At 73.3% G+C, this 16,177-nt stretch carries 18 protein-coding genes; 15 read left to right on the plus strand and 3 right to left on the minus strand.

Annotated elements, in window-relative coordinates:
- The first annotated feature begins 148 nt into the window (after positions 1 to 148).
- The 10 genes from ACIRQF_RS26305 (at position 149) to ACIRQF_RS26350 (ending at position 9,546) form a co-directional block, all read left to right on the plus strand.
- Entirely contained in the window at positions 149 to 1,174 is a 1,026-nt protein-coding gene (locus tag ACIRQF_RS26305) for a ParA family protein (protein WP_404096094.1), read from the plus strand.
- Positions 1,159 to 1,659, plus strand: coding sequence for a hypothetical protein (locus ACIRQF_RS26310; protein ID WP_404095541.1), 501 nt, complete (start codon positions 1,159 to 1,161; stop codon positions 1,657 to 1,659). The genes ACIRQF_RS26305 and ACIRQF_RS26310 overlap by 16 nt, the downstream gene beginning before the upstream one ends.
- Before the next feature lie 45 nt (positions 1,660 to 1,704).
- Complete coding sequence (locus ACIRQF_RS26315) at positions 1,705 to 3,228, plus strand: segregation/condensation protein A (RefSeq protein WP_404095543.1); 1,524 nt, start codon at positions 1,705 to 1,707, stop codon at positions 3,226 to 3,228.
- The gene (gene scpB / locus ACIRQF_RS26320) at positions 3,225 to 3,824 is read left to right on the plus strand and encodes an SMC-Scp complex subunit ScpB (protein ID WP_389759200.1); all 600 of its coding nucleotides are present in this window, start codon (positions 3,225 to 3,227) and stop codon (positions 3,822 to 3,824) included. Before ACIRQF_RS26315 ends, scpB begins: the two co-directional genes overlap by 4 nt.
- The gene (locus ACIRQF_RS26325) at positions 3,824 to 5,011 is read left to right on the plus strand and encodes a pseudouridine synthase (protein ID WP_404095547.1); all 1,188 of its coding nucleotides are present in this window, start codon (positions 3,824 to 3,826) and stop codon (positions 5,009 to 5,011) included. Before scpB ends, ACIRQF_RS26325 begins: the two co-directional genes overlap by 1 nt.
- Before the next feature lie 266 nt (positions 5,012 to 5,277).
- On the plus strand, positions 5,278 to 5,928 hold the full coding sequence (gene pnuC, locus ACIRQF_RS26330; RefSeq protein ID WP_376638175.1) for a nicotinamide riboside transporter PnuC: 651 nt from the start codon (positions 5,278 to 5,280) through the stop codon (positions 5,926 to 5,928).
- On the plus strand, positions 5,925 to 7,004 hold the full coding sequence (locus ACIRQF_RS26335) for an AAA family ATPase (RefSeq protein ID WP_389759202.1): 1,080 nt from the start codon (positions 5,925 to 5,927) through the stop codon (positions 7,002 to 7,004). Before pnuC ends, ACIRQF_RS26335 begins: the two co-directional genes overlap by 4 nt.
- Complete coding sequence (locus ACIRQF_RS26340; protein ID WP_376638173.1) at positions 7,001 to 7,741, plus strand: NUDIX domain-containing protein; 741 nt, start codon at positions 7,001 to 7,003, stop codon at positions 7,739 to 7,741. Before ACIRQF_RS26335 ends, ACIRQF_RS26340 begins: the two co-directional genes overlap by 4 nt.
- The gene (locus ACIRQF_RS26345; RefSeq protein WP_404095551.1) at positions 7,738 to 8,754 is read left to right on the plus strand and encodes an ADP-ribosylglycohydrolase family protein; all 1,017 of its coding nucleotides are present in this window, start codon (positions 7,738 to 7,740) and stop codon (positions 8,752 to 8,754) included. The genes ACIRQF_RS26340 and ACIRQF_RS26345 overlap by 4 nt, the downstream gene beginning before the upstream one ends.
- Positions 8,755 to 8,757: 3 nt before the next feature.
- Positions 8,758 to 9,546 (plus strand): DNA polymerase beta superfamily protein, encoded by a 789-nt coding sequence (locus tag ACIRQF_RS26350; protein WP_389759205.1) that lies wholly within the window; start codon positions 8,758 to 8,760, stop codon positions 9,544 to 9,546.
- Here ACIRQF_RS26350 and ACIRQF_RS26355 read toward each other — a convergent pair.
- From ACIRQF_RS26355 to ACIRQF_RS26365, 3 genes are read right to left on the minus strand one after another with little or no spacing between them, the layout of a single operon-like run.
- Complete coding sequence (locus tag ACIRQF_RS26355) at positions 9,469 to 10,215, minus strand: DNA polymerase beta superfamily protein (RefSeq protein ID WP_382485683.1); 747 nt, start codon at positions 10,213 to 10,215, stop codon at positions 9,469 to 9,471. The genes ACIRQF_RS26350 and ACIRQF_RS26355 overlap by 78 nt on opposite strands.
- Positions 10,216 to 10,225: 10 nt before the next feature.
- A complete protein-coding gene (locus ACIRQF_RS26360; protein WP_404095554.1) occupies positions 10,226 to 10,717 on the minus strand; it encodes a Rieske (2Fe-2S) protein in 492 nt (163 codons plus the stop codon).
- Positions 10,718 to 10,762: 45 nt separating this feature from the next.
- Positions 10,763 to 11,098: a DUF952 domain-containing protein gene (locus ACIRQF_RS26365; protein WP_389759208.1), complete on the minus strand. Its 336-nt coding sequence runs from the start codon at positions 11,096 to 11,098 to the stop codon at positions 10,763 to 10,765.
- Between the two features lie 373 nt (positions 11,099 to 11,471).
- Here ACIRQF_RS26365 and aroH point away from each other — a divergent pair, with 373 nt between their 5' ends.
- The 5 genes from aroH (at position 11,472) to der (ending at position 16,023) form a co-directional block, all read left to right on the plus strand.
- Complete coding sequence (gene aroH, locus ACIRQF_RS26370; RefSeq protein ID WP_376638167.1) at positions 11,472 to 11,834, plus strand: chorismate mutase; 363 nt, start codon at positions 11,472 to 11,474, stop codon at positions 11,832 to 11,834.
- Complete coding sequence (locus tag ACIRQF_RS26375; protein WP_376638166.1) at positions 11,831 to 12,919, plus strand: prephenate dehydrogenase; 1,089 nt, start codon at positions 11,831 to 11,833, stop codon at positions 12,917 to 12,919. The genes aroH and ACIRQF_RS26375 overlap by 4 nt, the downstream gene beginning before the upstream one ends.
- Before the next feature lie 270 nt (positions 12,920 to 13,189).
- On the plus strand, positions 13,190 to 13,864 hold the full coding sequence (gene cmk / locus ACIRQF_RS26380; RefSeq protein ID WP_389759210.1) for a (d)CMP kinase: 675 nt from the start codon (positions 13,190 to 13,192) through the stop codon (positions 13,862 to 13,864).
- 53 nt (positions 13,865 to 13,917) lie between these two features.
- A complete protein-coding gene (locus ACIRQF_RS26385; protein WP_376638195.1) occupies positions 13,918 to 14,505 on the plus strand; it encodes a lysophospholipid acyltransferase family protein in 588 nt (195 codons plus the stop codon).
- Between the two features lie 69 nt (positions 14,506 to 14,574).
- Entirely contained in the window at positions 14,575 to 16,023 is a 1,449-nt protein-coding gene (der, locus tag ACIRQF_RS26390) for a ribosome biogenesis GTPase Der (protein WP_376638164.1), read from the plus strand.
- Positions 16,024 to 16,177: the final 154 nt, after the last annotated feature.

The raw sequence follows: 16,177 nt of genomic DNA on the forward strand, positions 1-16,177 counted from the left end.
ATAAATGTTCCTGGTCACATCCAAGGAGGTAAGACGACTTGTGAATGAGTCGACATTTACTCCCGGGGGTGCGGAGCCAGGAGCCCCGATCGGCTCCGTCGCGGTGCGGACCTTCGCGACGCACCAGACCATGACGCCAGCCCATACGATGAAGATGACGGACGGCCTACACGTGAACGCCACGGCCGGCAACGAGATGGGCCGAGAGTCCACCCACTTCGCCGCCTATGACGAGGTGCCCGAGGGGCACTTCTACGACCCCGACGCCGAGTACGAGCCCGACCCGGAGTACGCGGCCACCCTCGCACCCGACGCTGCCCGTCAGCGCCGCGAGCGGATCGGCCCCACCGGACGGCCCCTGCCGTACTTCCCGATCCCGGGCCCGCTGACCGACCACGGCCCCGCGAAGATCATCGCGATGTGCAACCAGAAGGGCGGCGTCGGCAAGACCACGTCGACCATCAACCTGGGTGCCGCGCTCGCGGAGTACGGACGACGGGTCCTGCTCGTCGACTTCGACCCGCAGGGCGCCCTTTCGGTCGGCCTCGGCGTGAACCCGATGGAGCTCGACCTCACCGTCTACAACCTGCTCATGGAGCGGGGCATGTCGGCGGACGAGGTGCTGCTCAAGACCGCGGTCCCCAACATGGACCTGCTGCCCAGCAACATCGACCTGTCGGCGGCCGAGGTCCAGCTGGTCTCCGAGGTCGCGCGCGAGTCGACGCTGCAGCGCGCCCTGAAGCCGCTGATGAACGACTACGACTACATCGTGATCGACTGTCAGCCCTCGCTCGGCTTGCTGACCGTGAACGCCCTGACGGCCGCTCACAAGGTCATCGTGCCGCTGGAATGCGAGTTCTTCGCGCTCCGCGGTGTCGCGCTGCTCACCGAGACGATCGAGAAGGTCCAGGAGCGGCTCAACCCCGACCTGGAGCTCGACGGCATCCTCGCCACGATGTACGACTCGCGCACGGTGCACTCCCGCGAGGTCCTCGCGCGCGTCGTCGAGGCCTTCGACGAGCACGTGTACCACACGGTCATCGGGCGTACGGTCCGCTTCCCGGAGACCACGGTCGCCGGCGAGCCCATCACCACCTACGCGTCCAACTCCGTGGGCGCCGCCGCCTACCGTCAGCTCGCCAGGGAGGTGCTCGCCCGGTGTCACGCCGAGTGAGTCTTCCCGGCGCCGACGAACTGTTCCGTACGACCGGGGGGATGGCGCTCCAGGCGTCCTCGCCGCGCCGGACCGTTCCGGCACCGGCCGGCGAGAGCGACTCGGTGGCAGCGGCGGGAGCGGACGGCTCGGGCTCCGCGGAGCACGCCGCGGCGGACTCGGAGGCGGCGGAGCCGCGGGCCCGCGCGACGGAGCCGGAGGCGCCCGCGAAGGCCGCCACCGCTCCGGCCGGCCCGGCGCGGCGGCGGAGCCGCACCACCAACCGGCGCCCGAGCGGGCGTGAGCGGCACGACGAGAAGATCACGGTCTACGTCTCCGCCGAGGAGCTGATGGACCTGGAGCACGCGCGCCTGGTGCTGCGCGGCGAGCACGGCCTCGCTGTCGACCGCGGCCGGATCGTCCGCGAGGCGGTCGCCGTGGTCCTGGCGGACCTGGAGTCCCGCGGCGACGCGAGCATCCTCGTGCGCCGCCTGCGCGGCCGCTGAGGGTAGCCTGCGGCTCTGCCGCACCCCCGCTCCACCAGGACCCCGATGCCTCCACCCCCTGACGAAACGTCCCGCCCACGCCGCCGCCTTCTGGGGCGCGGCCCGGGGGCGTTCCCGTCCGCCCCGCAGACACCGCCCGCGGCCACCACGGAGCCGGAGGCGGAGGCGCAGCCGGAACCACGGCCGGAGACGGAGGCCTGGGACGAGCCGGACGCCCGGTCGGCCCCGTCAGCGGCCGCGAGAGCCCCGGAGGACCCTGAGGCGGCCCCTGAGGCGGCCCTGGGGGAGCTCCCGGAGGTCCGGACGGGCGCGGTGGACGCTCCCGCGGCCGGATCCCTTGTGGCGGAAGCCTCCGCGAGCGAGGCGGCTGCGGTGGTTTCCCTGTCGGCGGGGGCCCCTGTGGACGAGGCGCATGCGGTGGTTCCCTCGCGGGCGGAGGCCCCTGCGGACCGGGCGCCCGCGGTGGACACCCCGCCGGTCCAGGCCCCCGAGGGCGAAACCCCTCCGGCGGAAGCTCCTCGGACGGCGCCCGGCTCGCCGGCGGCTCCTCTGGCTGCAGCGCGTCCGGCCGCGGACCCTTGGGCGGCAGCCGGTCCGTCGGAAGCCGCTGCGACCGGCGCGCCGGTCGCCGGATCCGCGGCGCCCGTGGTGGACGGGGCCGACGCGGCCGGGCCGGGCGACGGGCGGTTCACCGTGCGGCTCGCGAACTTCGAGGGGCCGTTCGACCTCCTGCTCCAGCTGATCGCCAAGCACAAGCTGGACGTCACCGAGGTCGCGCTCTCGAAGGTCACCGACGAGTTCATGGCGCACATCCGCGCGATGGGGCCCGACTGGGACCTCGACCAGACCACCGAGTTCCTCGTGGTCGCCGCGACCCTGCTCGACCTCAAGGCGGCCCGGCTGCTGCCGGCCGCCGAGGTCGAGGACGAGGCGGACCTGGCGCTCCTGGAGGCACGGGACCTGCTGTTCGCGCGACTGCTGCAGTACCGCGCGTACAAGCGGATCGCCGACATCCTCAACGAGCGGTGGGAGGCCGAGGGGCGGCGCTACCCGCGCACCGTCGGTCTCGAACCGCACCACGCGGAGCTGCTGCCCGAGGTCGTCATCTCCATCGGCGCCGAGGGCTTCGCCCGGCTCGCCGTGAAGGCCATGCAGCCCAAGGCCAAGCCGCAGGTGTACGTCGACCACATCCACGCCCCGCTCGTGAGCGTCCGCGAGCAGGCGGGGATCGTGGTCGCCCTGCTGCGCCGGCGCGGCACGCTCAGCTTCCGCGAACTCGTCCAGGGCGCGGACGACACCCTCACCGTCGTCGCCCGTTTCCTGGCCCTCCTGGAGCTCTACCGCGAGAAGGCGGTCGCGCTCGACCAGGAGACCGCCCTCGGCGACCTCACCGTGTCCTGGACGGGCGGGGAGGCGGACCTCTCCGGGGCCGTGACCGACGAGTTCGACCAGGAGGACCCGCAGGGCCCGCAGGGCCGAGAGGGCCGGCAGGACCAGCGGACAGACCCACAGGACCAGGCGGACCGGAGAGACCGGGAAGGCCCGAGAGACCAGGAGGCCGCCCCGTGAGCGATCTCAAGCCCGCCCTCGAAGCCGTCCTCATGGTCGTCGACGAGCCCGCCACCGAGGCCCACCTCGCCAAGGTGCTCGACCGCACCCCGCGCGAGGTCGGCGACGCCCTGCGCGAGCTCGCCGACGAGTACACGGTGCAGGGACGCGGTTTCGAGCTGCGCCTGGTCGCCGGGGGCTGGCGGTTCTACACCCGCGCCGAGTACGCCCCGGCCGTCGAGGCCTTCGTCCTGGACGGGCAGCAGGCCCGGCTCACCCAGGCGGCCCTGGAGACGCTCGCGGTCGTCGCGTACCGCCAGCCGGTGAGCCGTTCACGGGTCTCCGCGGTGCGCGGGGTGAACTGCGACGGCGTCATGCGCACCCTCCTGCAGCGGGGTCTGGTGGAGGAGGCGGGCGCGGAACCCGAAACAGGTGCGATCCTGTACAGGACGACGAACTACTTCCTGGAGCGGATGGGCCTGCGCGGCCTGGACGAACTCCCGGAGCTCGCCCCCTTCCTCCCCGAGGCCGAGGCGGTCGAGCCGGACAGCCTCGAAGGAGTGCCGTCGTTCGATCCGGACGCAGAAGATCACGCAGACGAGACGACGGAAGATTGATGCGAAGCAGCAGCGGCAGGAACAGCGGAAACAACGGCGGGAGCCGTGGTGCCAAGAGCGGCGGCCGCGGCAATTACAGGGGCGCGGGCAACAGCCGCGACGACCGGGGCGGCCAGGGCGGCCGCGGCGGCCAGGGCGGTCAGGGCGGTCAGGGCGGCCGCGGCGGTCAGGGCGGCCGGGGCCAGGGCGCCCAGGGCGCCGACCGTCCGCGTCGCCCCCGCCCGGAGGACCGCAGCTACGACGTCGACGGCATGGCCGGCCGTCCGTCCGACGGCCCGCAGCGCGGTCGCGGCGACGCGGCCCGCGGCGGCGCCAAGGGCGGCCCCAAGCAGTCCCCGAAGCGCGCCGGCGGCCGCACGGCTCCGTCGCGCTCGCGCGAGTACGACGCCCGGGCCGAGGAGCGCAACCGCGAGCGGTACGCGAACAAGCCGGAGATCAAGACCCCGAAGACCTTCCCGGGCGCCGAGCAGGAGGGCGAGCGCCTGCAGAAGGTGCTGGCCCGGGCCGGCTACGGCTCGCGCCGTGCGTGCGAGGAGCTGATCGAGCAGGCCCGTGTCGAGGTCAACGGCGAGATCGTGCTCGAGCAGGGCATGCGCGTGGAGCCGAAGGACGAGATCAAGGTCGACGGCTTGACCGTGGCGACCCAGTCGTACCAGTTCTTCGCGCTGAACAAGCCGGCCGGTGTCGTCTCCACCATGGAGGACCCGGACGGACGTCAGTGCCTCGGCGACTACGTCACCAACCGTGAGACCCGGCTCTTCCACGTCGGCCGGCTCGACACGGAGACCGAGGGCATCATCCTGCTCACCAACCACGGCGAGCTGGCCCACCGTCTCACCCACCCGAAGTACGGCGTGAAGAAGACCTACCTGGCCGCCGTCACCGGCCCGCTGCCGCGTGAGGTCGGCAAGCGGCTCAAGGACGGCATCCAGCTGGAGGACGGCTACGCGCGCGCCGACCACTTCCGGGTCGTCGAGCAGACCGGCAAGAACTACCTCGTCGAGGTAGTTCTCCACGAGGGCCGCAAGCACATCGTGCGCCGCATGCTCGCCGAGGCGGGCTTCCCGGTGGAGAAGCTGGTCCGCACCGCCTTCGGTCCGATCACCCTGGGCGACCAGAAGTCGGGCTGGCTGCGCCGCCTGAGCAACACCGAGGTCGGCATGCTGATGAAGGAAGTCGGCCTGTAGACCGAGACCTGTAGACAGAGACCTGTAGGCCGAGGCCCGTGGACCCGGGCCGGTAGCCGCGTTCCGGCAGCGATGCACCCGCCGGCCGCGTACCGGCCCGCCGCACACCGGTAGCCCGCACCCGGGAGCCACCACACCGGTGGCCCCTCTCGGCCCTGAAGGCCCGTGACCGCCATGCCCGGCGGTCACGGGCCTTTTTCGTACTTGTGGTCGAGTCGCGCCAGCATTTATAGTCAGGCTGACTCTTAAGGATTCAAGGAGGCGGGATGAGTCTCGCGAACGTCCTGGAACCACTGCAGCGGCCGCTCTTCACCCTGCTCGACACCCCGGTCAGCTGGACCGAGGTCCTGGGCTTCGGCAGCGGCGCGCTCTGCGTCTGGCTCGTCGCCCGCCAGCACGTCGCGAACTGGCCCATCGGCATCGCCAACAACCTCTTCTTCGTCCTGCTCTTCACCCAGAGCGGGCTCTACGCCGATGCCGGCCTCCAGTTCGTCTTCATCGCCCTCGCCGTCTACGGCTGGTGGACCTGGACCCACGGGGGTGGACCAGGCTCCGGCACCCTCCCGGTACGGCGCACGAGCCGCACCGAGTGGACCTGGCTGCTGGCGGCGGGGGCGGTGGGGACCCTCGCCCTCGCCCTGCTCCTCGACCGGGCCACGGACTCGACCGTCCCCTTCTGGGACGCCCTGACCACCGCCCTCTCCCTGATGGCCACCTACGGCCAGTGCCGCAAGCGCCTGGAGTCCTGGTGGCTCTGGATCGCCGCCGACGTGATCTACGTGCCGCTGTACGCGTACAAGGAGCTCTACCTGACCTCCCTGCTCTACGTCGGCTTCATGACGCTCTGCGCCATCGGGCTGCGGGACTGGCGCCGTGACCTGGCCGGGACCCTCCGCGTCCGGGAGGCGGGCGCATGAGCCGCTACGGGCACGGTCTGGTCCTCGGCAAGTTCTATCCGCCGCACGCCGGCCACCACCACCTCGTCCGCACCGCGCGCGAGCGCTGCGAGCGCCTCACGGTGCTGGTCTGCGCCTCGTCCGTGGAGTCCGTGCCGCTCGCCGACCGGGTGGCCTGGATGCGCGAGATCCACCCCGACGCGCTCGTCGTCGGCGCCCTCGACGACGTCCCCGTCGACCTCCGGGACCCCGACGTGTGGGACGCCCACATGAAGATCTTCCGGGCCGCCGTGCCCGAGCCCGTCGACGCCGTCTTCACCTCGGAGCCGTACGGAGAGGAACTCGGCCGCCGCTTCGGCGCCGTGTCCGTCTGCGTCGACCCCGACCGGCTCCGGCACCCGGTCTCCGGGACGGCCGTCCGCGCCGACCCCGTCGCCTGCTGGGATTACCTGGAGGCCCCCGTACGGGCCGCGCTCACCCGGCGGGTCGTCGTCCTCGGCGCCGAGTCCACGGGGACCACGACCATGACGCTCGCCCTCGCCGACCACTACCGGGGTCGCGGCGGGGTCTGGTCCCGCACCCGCTCCGTACCCGAGTACGGGCGGGAGTACAGCGAACTCAAGCTCGCCGAGCTCCGCGCCGAGCGGCCCGGCGCCTCCTGGTCCGACGTGAGCTTCCACTCCGCCGACTTCCCCGTCATCGCCCTGCGTCAGTCGGAGCTGGAGGAGGAGGCCGCCCGCGACGGCTCGCCGGTCCTCTTCTGCGACACCGACGCCTTCGCCACCACCATCTGGCACGAGCGCTACATGGGCACCACCAGCGCCGGCACCGGCGAGATCGCCGCACGCGGCCGGCAGGACCTGTGGCTGCTCACCGACCACCGGGGCGTCCCCTTCGAGGACGACGGACTGCGCGACGGCGAGCACCTGCGGCCCTGGATGACCGCGCGCTTCCTCACCCAGCTCGCCCACACCGGCCGCCGGACCGTCGTCCTCACCGGCCCCCACGAGGAGCGCCTCGCGACGGCCGTCGCCGCCGTGGACGCCCTGCTCGCCGAGGGCTGGCAGTTCACCGACCCCCTCCCGGAACGCAGATGACCACCGCACGGCCGAGCCCGGCGGGCTACGACAAGTACGCCTTCGAGCCCTTCGCCCTCACCGCCGACCTCGCCGTCCTCACCGTCCGCGAGGGAAGCCTCCACGTCCTGCTCGTCGAACGCGGTCAGGAGCCCTACGCCGGCGCCTGGGCCCTTCCCGGCGGCTTCGTCCTCCCCGCAGAGTCCGCCGAACAGGCCGCGCGCCGCGAACTCGCCGAGGAGACGGGCCTGTCCGGCACCACCACGGCCCGGCTCCATCTGGAACAGCTGCGCACCTACAGCGACCCGGACCGTGACCCCCGGATGCGGGTCGTGTCCGTCGCCTTCACCGCACTCGTCCCCGACCTGCCCGAACCGCGCGGCGGCGGCGACGCGGCCCAGGCCCGCTGGCTGCCGTACGAGAACGCCCGCGACCTGGCCTTCGACCACGACCGCATCCTCGCCGACGCCCGGGAACGCGTCGGCGCCAAGCTCGAGTACACGTGTCTCGCCACCGCCTTCTGCCCGTCCGAGTTCACCCTCGGCGAGTTGCGGCAGGTCTACGAGACGGTCTGGGGCGTCGCACTCGACCGCCCCAACTTCCGGCGCAAGGTCCTCGCCACCCCCGGCTTCGTCCGGCCCGTCGAGGCACCACCGCGCCGCACCGGCGGCCGCGGGAAACCGGCCGCCCTCTACCGGGCGGGCGAGGCGACCGCCCTGCATCCGCCGCTGCTGCGACCGGAAGGACGGACGGAATGACCACACGGGGGACGAAGAAGGCCGCGACGGGGGCCCTGATGGGCCTGGCACTGGGCGACGCGCTGGGCCTGCCCACGGAGTTCATCGACGTACCGAGGATCATCAGCTGGTACGGGCCCTGGCGGCAGCTCGCGCTGCCGGAGAAGGGGCGGGTCACCGACGACACCCAGATGACCCTCGCCTTCGCGCGGGGCATCCGCACCGCCATGGACCGGGGTGTCCTCGCGCCGCTGCGGCTTACCCGGCCGCTTCGCGAGGAGTACGTCGACTGGCACCGGTCCCCGGAGAACAACCGCGCCCCCGGCCGTACGTGCATGATCGCCTGCCAGTTGCTGTCGACCGACCGCCTCTGGCAGGACGCCAGCCAGATCCACTCCAAGGGCTGCGGCGCCAACATGCGCGTCGCCCCCATCGGCCTCGTTCCCGGACTCACCGACGAGCAGCGCTCCGGAGCGGCCCAGCTCCAGTCCGCCCTGACGCACGGCCACCCCACCGCCCTCGCGGCCTCCGACCTGACGGCGCGCGCCGTGTACCTGCTCGCCGAGGGCGCCGACCCCACGGGCCTGGTCGGCCGGCTCCGCTCGTATGCCCTGGACAACCGCTCCCGCTACGACGAGCGCTGGCTCGGCGACCTCTGGACCCGCTCCCAGGACCCCGACGCCGTGCACTTCATCCGGCGCGGCTGGGACGAGTGCCTGGCGATCCTGGAGCGGCTGGACGCCGTCCAGCGGACCGCCGACCCGGAGGTCGACCCCTGCGAGTACACCGGCGACGGCTGGATCGCCGAGGAGGCGCTCGCCACCGCCCTGCTCAGCTTCCTGCTCTTCCCCGACGAGCCCCTGACAGCTCTCCGCCGGGCCGCCTGCACCCGTGGCGACTCCGACTCGATCGCCGCCCTGACCGGCGCCTTCGCCGGCGCCCATCTGGGCGCGGACGCCTGGCCGGAGGAGTGGACCGCCCCCGTCGAGTACCGCGACGAACTGCTGGCCTTCGGCGCACTCTGGGACGCGTGAACCGTGCCGCACCCTGCTGAACCCTCCGACCTGCCCGGGCTCTCCGGGCTCGACCTCGCGGCCGTGGTCGCCGAGGAGCCCGATCCGCTGCTCTTCGCGACCGTCTCGGGCGCCCACCTCTACGGCTTCCCGTCCCGGGACTCGGACGTCGACCTCCGGGGCGTGCACCTGCTGCCCGTCGAGGGGCTCGTCGGGCTGCGCGAGCCCGAGGAGACCCGGAGCCGGATGTGGGACCGGGACGGGGTCGAGATGGACCTGGTGACGCACGACCTGCGGAAGTTCGTCCGGCTCATGCTGCGGCGCAACGGCTACGTCCTCGAACAGCTGACCTCGCCGCTGGTCGCCCACACCACCGCCGCGCACGCCGAGCTGTGCGCGCTCGTGCCCGGCGTGCTCACCTCGCACCACGCCCACCACTACCGCGGGTTCGCCGGCACCCAGTGGCGTCTGTACGAGCGGAGCGGCGAGCTGAAGCCGCTGCTCTACACCTACCGGGCGCTCCTGACCGGGATCCATCTCATGCGGTCCGGCGAGGTCCAGGCACACCTGCCCACGCTCACGGCCGAGGTGCCCGAGGCGCCGGCCCGGCTGCCCGGTCTCGTCGCGGCCAAGGAGGCCGCCGAGCACGGGGCCGCGCAGGTGCCGACGGAGGCCGTACGCGCGGAGGTGGAGCGCCTGCACGCGGTCCTGGACGCGGCGCAGGCCGGGTCGGGGCTACCGGACGAGCCCGGTGCCCTCGGCGCGCTGCACGACCTCGTCGTCCGGGTCCGCCTCCAGCAGCCCCAGGACTGAGGCGCGCCGGGCCCGGACGAGGAAGTCCTCGACGCGGGCGTGGTCCGGGGCGTCGGGGAGGGGGGTGGTGGCACGGGCGCGGTCGGCCTCGTCCTGGAGGCGGTTCATCCAGGACTCGACGTCGGGCCAGGACACCTCGCCGCGCTTGACCGCGAGCAGGCGGTCCCGTTCGTCGCCGACGTCGATGCGCAGTTCGCCGCTGCGCAGGAGGTCGCGGCAGCTGGTCAGCAGGCGCAGCAGGTGCATCGCGTGCTTCCAGCGCGGCGCGCCGTACTGGCGGACGTCCGCGTCCAGCTTGCGGCGCTGGCCCCCCGCGTAGCGGACGAACGTGGTGTGGGCCTGGCGGGAGAGGAACGCCCCGCGCAGGGACAGCAGTTCGCGGCCGAGGACGTCCGCGTGCTCGACCACGGGGGAGTGCAGGCACTCCAGGACGTTCGGGTTGTTGCGCAGGGCCAGCTCGCAGAAGCGCTCCAGCTCCCAGCTGAACTGTTCCTCGGCCGGGCCCTCCACGTGGGCCGGCGGCTTGTCGAAGCGCCAGAACAGCGGGGTGGGGGCGAGGAAGACGCCCCTGCGGTCGGTGTCGCTGTCCTCGGTCGCCAGACCGAACGCGCGTGACCCCATGACACAGGAGTAGATCGTGTGGTCGCGCACCAGCTGCTCAGGAGTCATGCGCGACAGGCTAGGCCAGGGTGATCGTTCCCGACGAGACCCGGATCTGCTCGGCGGGCAGCGGGCGGGGTGCCGGGCCCGCCACGACCGAACCGTCCGTGATCCGGTACCTGGACCCGTGGCAGGGGCAGTCGATCGTGCCGTCCGCCACCTTGTTCACCAGACAGCCCTGGTGGGTGCAGACCGCCGAGAAGGCCTTGAAGTCGCCCGCCGTGGGCTGGGTGACCACGACCTTGGCGTCCTTGAAGACCGTGCCTCCGCCGACCGGGACGTCGGAGGTCTTCGCCAGCGCCGGTCCGCCGGAGGAGGCTCCGGGCGAGGCGCCGGAGGAGGAGGACGAGGCGTCGGGGGAGGAGGGCGCGGACGACGCGGCGGGCGGGGTCGGCGCGGGCGGGGTCTCCGTCGTCGTGTCCGATCCGTCGTCACCGCAGCCGGTGACGAGGACCGTGCCGGCGAGGAGCGTCGCACGGCGCGACAGGCGGGGCAGGGCGTCAGCAGTCATGCCGCCCAGCTTGGCCAGCTTCCCGCCGCCCGCGCCGCAACACGCCTACGCCCGGGGCGCCAGCTCCCTCGCTCGGCCGTCCCCGTCCCGCCGCACCTCCAGGACCGCCGTGACCGCGGCCCGCTCGACCGGCCCGTACACGTGCGGGTACAGCATGTCCTCCGAGCCCTCCCAGCGGACCTCGCCGGACAGCCGTGTCTCGTCGATCACCAGGACCAGCAGCGTCCCCGGCACGTTTCGGTAGCGCGCGTCGGCGATGGCGAGGGCCGCCGGCTCGTCGGGGGAGCAGTGGACGAAGCCCTCGGCGGCGAGGGAGGGCGGGGCGTAGGGGAGCTCGGGGTCTGCGGACCATTCGTCCAGCGGTACGACGTGCAGCAACATGCGACAGTTGTACCCCGTGCGCGGCCGCTGCCCCGACTGGCGGAACGGGTCGGTCCGGGTGACGACCGGACCCGCGGAAGGTCGCCGCCGAGGCCGGCGTGAGCCGGGCCCAGGCGGCCGACGGGATCGCCCGGTCCCTGAACGCAGGTCGTGGACGAGCCGAGCCGGGCGGATCGCCGCCCCGGAGCGAGTCGCCGGAGGACCTCGTCGGCACCTCGTCGGGCAGCAGAACCCCTGACCTCTCCGGCAGCGGAACCTCCGAGCTCGCCTGCCGACCGGCCCGTCTCGGAGGGCGGGCGCCGCGACGGTGACTCCGTACGGCTGACTAGGCTGGCCGACGGAGCACCGACGCAGGCGACGAAGGAGTGACGAGGTGGCGGTACGAGCGGTCCGAGGCGCCGTCCAGCTGGAGCGGGACGAGGCCGGCCACATGCACGAGCAGGTCGAGGAGCTGCTCACCGCCGTCCTCGAACGCAACGGGCTGAGCGCGGACGACCTCATCAGCATCTGGTTCACGGCCACGCCCGACCTGCACAGCGACTTCCCCGCCGCGGCGGCCCGCCGCATCGGGATCGTGGACGTTCCGCTGATCTGTGCCCAGGAGCTCGACATAGCGGGCGCGATGCCGAGGGTCGTACGGCTCCTCGCGCACGTCGAGACGGATCTGCCCAAGTCCCGGATCGCGCACGTCTACCTCGGTGCCGCGGCCGCCCTGCGCAAGGACATCGCCCAGTGAGAACCGCGCTCGTCATCGGAACCGGCCTGATCGGCACCTCGGCGGCGCTCGCCCTCGCCGGGCGCGGGATCGCCGTGCACCTGCGCGACCACGACCCCGCCCGGGCCCGTACGGCCGCCGCGCTCGGCGCCGGCACGGACGGGGCGCCCGAGGGGCCGGTGGACCTCGTGATCGTCGCGGTGCCGCCCGCGCACGTCGCCGGCACCCTCGCCGACGCGATCCGGGCCGGACTCGGCCGCGGCTACCTCGACGTGGCCAGCGTCAAGGGCGGACCCAAGCGGGAACTGCTCGACCTGGGCCTGGACCTCACCGCGTACATCGGCACCCACCCGATGTCCGGCAAGGAGCGCTCCGGCCCGCTGGCCGCCACCGCCGACCTCTTCGAGGGCCGCCCCTGGGTCCTCACGCCCACCCGCGACACCGACACCGAGGTCCTCAACCTGGCCCTGGAACTGGTCGCGCTGTGCCGGGCCGTCCCCGTCGTCATGGACGCCGACGCCCACGACCGGGCCGTCGCGCTCGTCTCGCACACCCCGCAGCTCGTGTCGTCCATGGTCGCGGCGCGGCTGGAGCGGGCCGACGAGTCGGCCGTGCGGCTCTGCGGGCAGGGCATCCGCGACGTCACCCGGATCGCCGCCTCCGACCCGCGCATGTGGATCGAGATCCTCTCCGCCAACCCCGGGCCCGTCGCCGACGTCCTCGCGGGCGTCGCGGCGGACCTGGAGGAGACGGTACGGGCGCTGCGCTCGCTGGAGTCCGAGGACGACGCCGAGCGCCGGGCCGGCGCGTCCGGCGTCGAGGACGTCCTGCGCCGCGGCAACGCCGGCCGCGCCCGCGTCCCCGGCAAGCACGGCGCCGCCCCCGCGACGTACGAGACGGTCGCCGTCCTCATCAGCGACCAGCCGGGCGAGCTCGCCCGCATCTTCGCCGACGCGGGCCGTGCGGGCGTCAACATCGAGGACGTCCGCATCGAGCACGCGACGGGGCAGCAGGCGGGCCTCGTCCAGCTCATGGTCGAGCCGACGGCCGCCCCGGTCCTCGCCGAGTCCCTGCGGGACCGCGGCTGGGCCCTGCGGCAGAGCTGACGGCGGCCGCTGCCCGCGCTCACGGGCGCGACGCCCTTCCGTCCGGGCGCGGGCCGCGCGGGCCCGGACGGCCGGCCGGACGGCACCGGCCGCCCGGCCCGGCGCACGCCCTGCGGGCCCGGCCGGCGCCGCGCGGGTGGACGCCGGGCGGAGGGCGCGGCCGGAGGTAAGGGGCGCTGGGCCGAACGGGTGCGGGGGACTCGGTAACCTTGTGGGAGTCCCCGCGCGTCCGCCGGGACCTCCCGCTCACCCAGGAAGGCGTTCCCCACCGTGGAAACCGTGATCGTCGCCATCGACGGCCCCTCCGGCACGGGCAAGTCGAGCACCTCGAAGGCGGTTGCCGCCAAGCTGGGGCTGAGCTACCTCGACACCGGGGCCCAGTACCGGGCCATCACCTGGTGGATGATCAGCAACGGCGTCGACGTCAACGACGCCGACGCGGTCGCCAACGCCGCCGCCAAGCCTGTCATCGTGTCCGGCACCGACCCGCTCCGGCCCACCATCACCGTCGACGGTGTCGACGCCGCCGGCCCGATCCGCACCGAGGAGGTCACCTCCCAGGTCAGCGCCGTCAGCGCCGTCCCCGAGGTGCGTGCCCTCATCACGGAGCTGCAGCGGTCCATCGCCAAGGGCGCCGAGCTGGGCATCGTCGTCGAGGGCCGGGACATCGGTACCACCGTCCTGCCCGACGCCGACCTCAAGATCTTCCTGACCGCCTCTCCGGAGGCCCGCGCCGCGCGCCGCTCCGGCGAGCTCAAGGGCGCCGACGTCCACGCCACCCGGCAGGCCCTGATCAAGCGGGACGCGGCCGACTCCAGCCGTAAGACCTCCCCGCTGGCCAAGGCCGACGACGCCGTCGAGGTCGACACCACCGAGCTCACGCTCGACCAGGTCATCGAGTGCGTCGTCACCCTGGTGGAGGAGAAGCGGACGGCCGCCAGGTGACCCAGCCCTCCGCGCGGGGAGCCGCCGTCGGCCGGGGCATCGGCATCGGGCTGATGTACGGCCTCTGGAAGCCGCGCGTCCTCGGCGCCTGGCGGGTGCCGGCCTCCGGCCCCGTCATCCTCGCCGTCAACCACGCGCACAACATCGACGGCCCCATGCTGATGGGCACCGCTCCGCGGCCCGTGCACTTCCTCATCAAGAAGGAAGCGTTCGTCGGGCCGCTGGGCGCCTTCCTGGAAGGCATCGGGCAGCTCAAGGTGGACCGGCACTCCGCCGACCGCACCGCGATAGGCAACGCCCTCGCGGTCCTGGAGCACGGCGGCGTCCTCGGGATCTTCCCCGAGGGCACCCGGGGCGAGGGGGACTTCGCCTCCCTCCGCGCCGGCCTCGCCTACTTCGCCCTCCGCAGCGGCGCCCCGATCGTCCCCGTGGCGGTGCTGGGAAGCACCGACCGGCCCGGACGGTTGGTCAAGGCACTGCCCCGGGTCCGCAGCCACGTCGACGTCGTCTTCGGCGACGCCTTCGAGGCCGGCGACGGCAGCGGCCGCCGCACCCGCAAGGCGCTGGACGAGGCGACCGTCCGCATCCAGGAGCGGCTCACCGACCACCTGAAAAACGCCAGGCGCCTCACCGGGCGCTGAGTGACACTCTCAGTAGTGGGCCCCGGCGACGGGGACCCACCGACCACGAATGATCGAGGAACGGACTTCATGAACGACCAGCACGACCACGGGGCACTTGGCGACGCCGAGTACGCGGAGTTCATGGAGCTCGCCGCGGACGAGGGCTTCGACCTCGAGGACGTCGAGGGCGCGATCGAGGAGGCCGGGCACGGCCCGCTGCCCGTCCTCGCCGTCGTCGGCCGCCCGAACGTCGGCAAGTCGACCCTGGTGAACCGCATCATCGGCCGCCGCGAGGCCGTCGTCGAGGACCGCCCGGGCGTCACCCGCGACCGCGTCACCTACGAGGCCGAGTGGGCGGGCCGCCGCTTCAAGGTCGTCGACACCGGCGGCTGGGAGCAGGACGTCCTCGGCATCGACGCCTCCGTCGCCGCCCAGGCCGAGTACGCCATCGAGGCCGCCGACGCCTGCCTGTTCGTCGTGGACGCCACCGTGGGCGCCACCGACACCGACGAGGCCGTGGTCCGCCTGCTGCGCCGCGCGGGCAAGCCGGTCGTCCTCGCCGCCAACAAGGTCGACGGCCAGTCCGGCGAGGCCGACGCGGCCACGCTGTGGTCCCTGGGCCTCGGCGAGCCGTTCCCCGTCTCCTCGCTGCACGGCCGCGGCACCGGCGACCTGCTCGACGAGGTCCTCAAGGCCCTGCCCGAGGCCCCCGAGCAGCGCTTCGGCAACGCCGTCGGCGGCCCGCGCCGCATCGCCCTGATCGGCCGCCCCAACGTCGGCAAGTCCTCCCTGCTCAACAAGGTCGCCGGCGAGGACCGCGTCGTCGTCAACGAGCTGGCCGGCACCACCCGCGACCCGGTCGACGAGATGATCGAGCTCGGCGGCAAGACCTGGAAGTTCGTGGACACCGCGGGCATCCGCAAGAAGGTCCACCTCCAGGAGGGTGCGGACTACTACGCCTCCCTGCGCACGGCCGCCGCCGTCGAGAAGGCCGAGGTGGCCGTCATCCTCATCGACACCACCGACAAGATCTCGGTCCAGGACCAGCGCATCATCACCATGGCCGTCGAGTCCGGCCGCGCGATCGTCATCGCCTACAACAAGTGGGACGAGCTCGACGAGGAGCGCCGCTACTACCTCGAGCGCGAGATCGAGACCGAGATGCAGCAGGTCTCCTGGGCGCCCCGGGTCAACGTCTCCGCCAAGACCGGCCGCCACATGGAGAAGCTGGTCCCGGCGATCGAGACCGCCCTCGCCGGCTGGGAGACCCGCGTCCCCACCGGCCGGCTGAACGCCTTCCTCGGCGAGCTCGTCGCCGCCCACCCGCACCCGATCCGCGGCGGCAAGCAGCCGCGCATCCTGTTCGGTACGCAGGCGGGCACCAAGCCGCCGCGGTTCGTCCTCTTCGCCTCCGGCTTCCTGGAGGCGGGCTACCGCCGCTTCGTCGAGCGCCGCCTCCGCGAGGAGTTCGGCTTCGAGGGCACCCCGATCCACATCTCCGTGCGTGTGCGCGAGAAGCGCGGCCGCAAGAAGTAACGGCAGCCGTCACACGGCAGCGGCCGGGGGGGGGGGGGGGGGGGCCCCCCCCCCCCCCCCCCGGCGGGCCGGCCACCCCCCGCCCCCCCCCCGGGGGGCCCGCGGGCCCCCGCCCCCAACACCCAACCCGGCCGCGGCCCCAGCCCCCCGGGCG

Source organism: Streptomyces sp. NPDC101191 (assembly GCF_044767915.1).
In the GTDB taxonomy this organism is placed as follows: Bacteria; Actinomycetota; Actinomycetes; order Streptomycetales; family Streptomycetaceae; genus Streptomyces.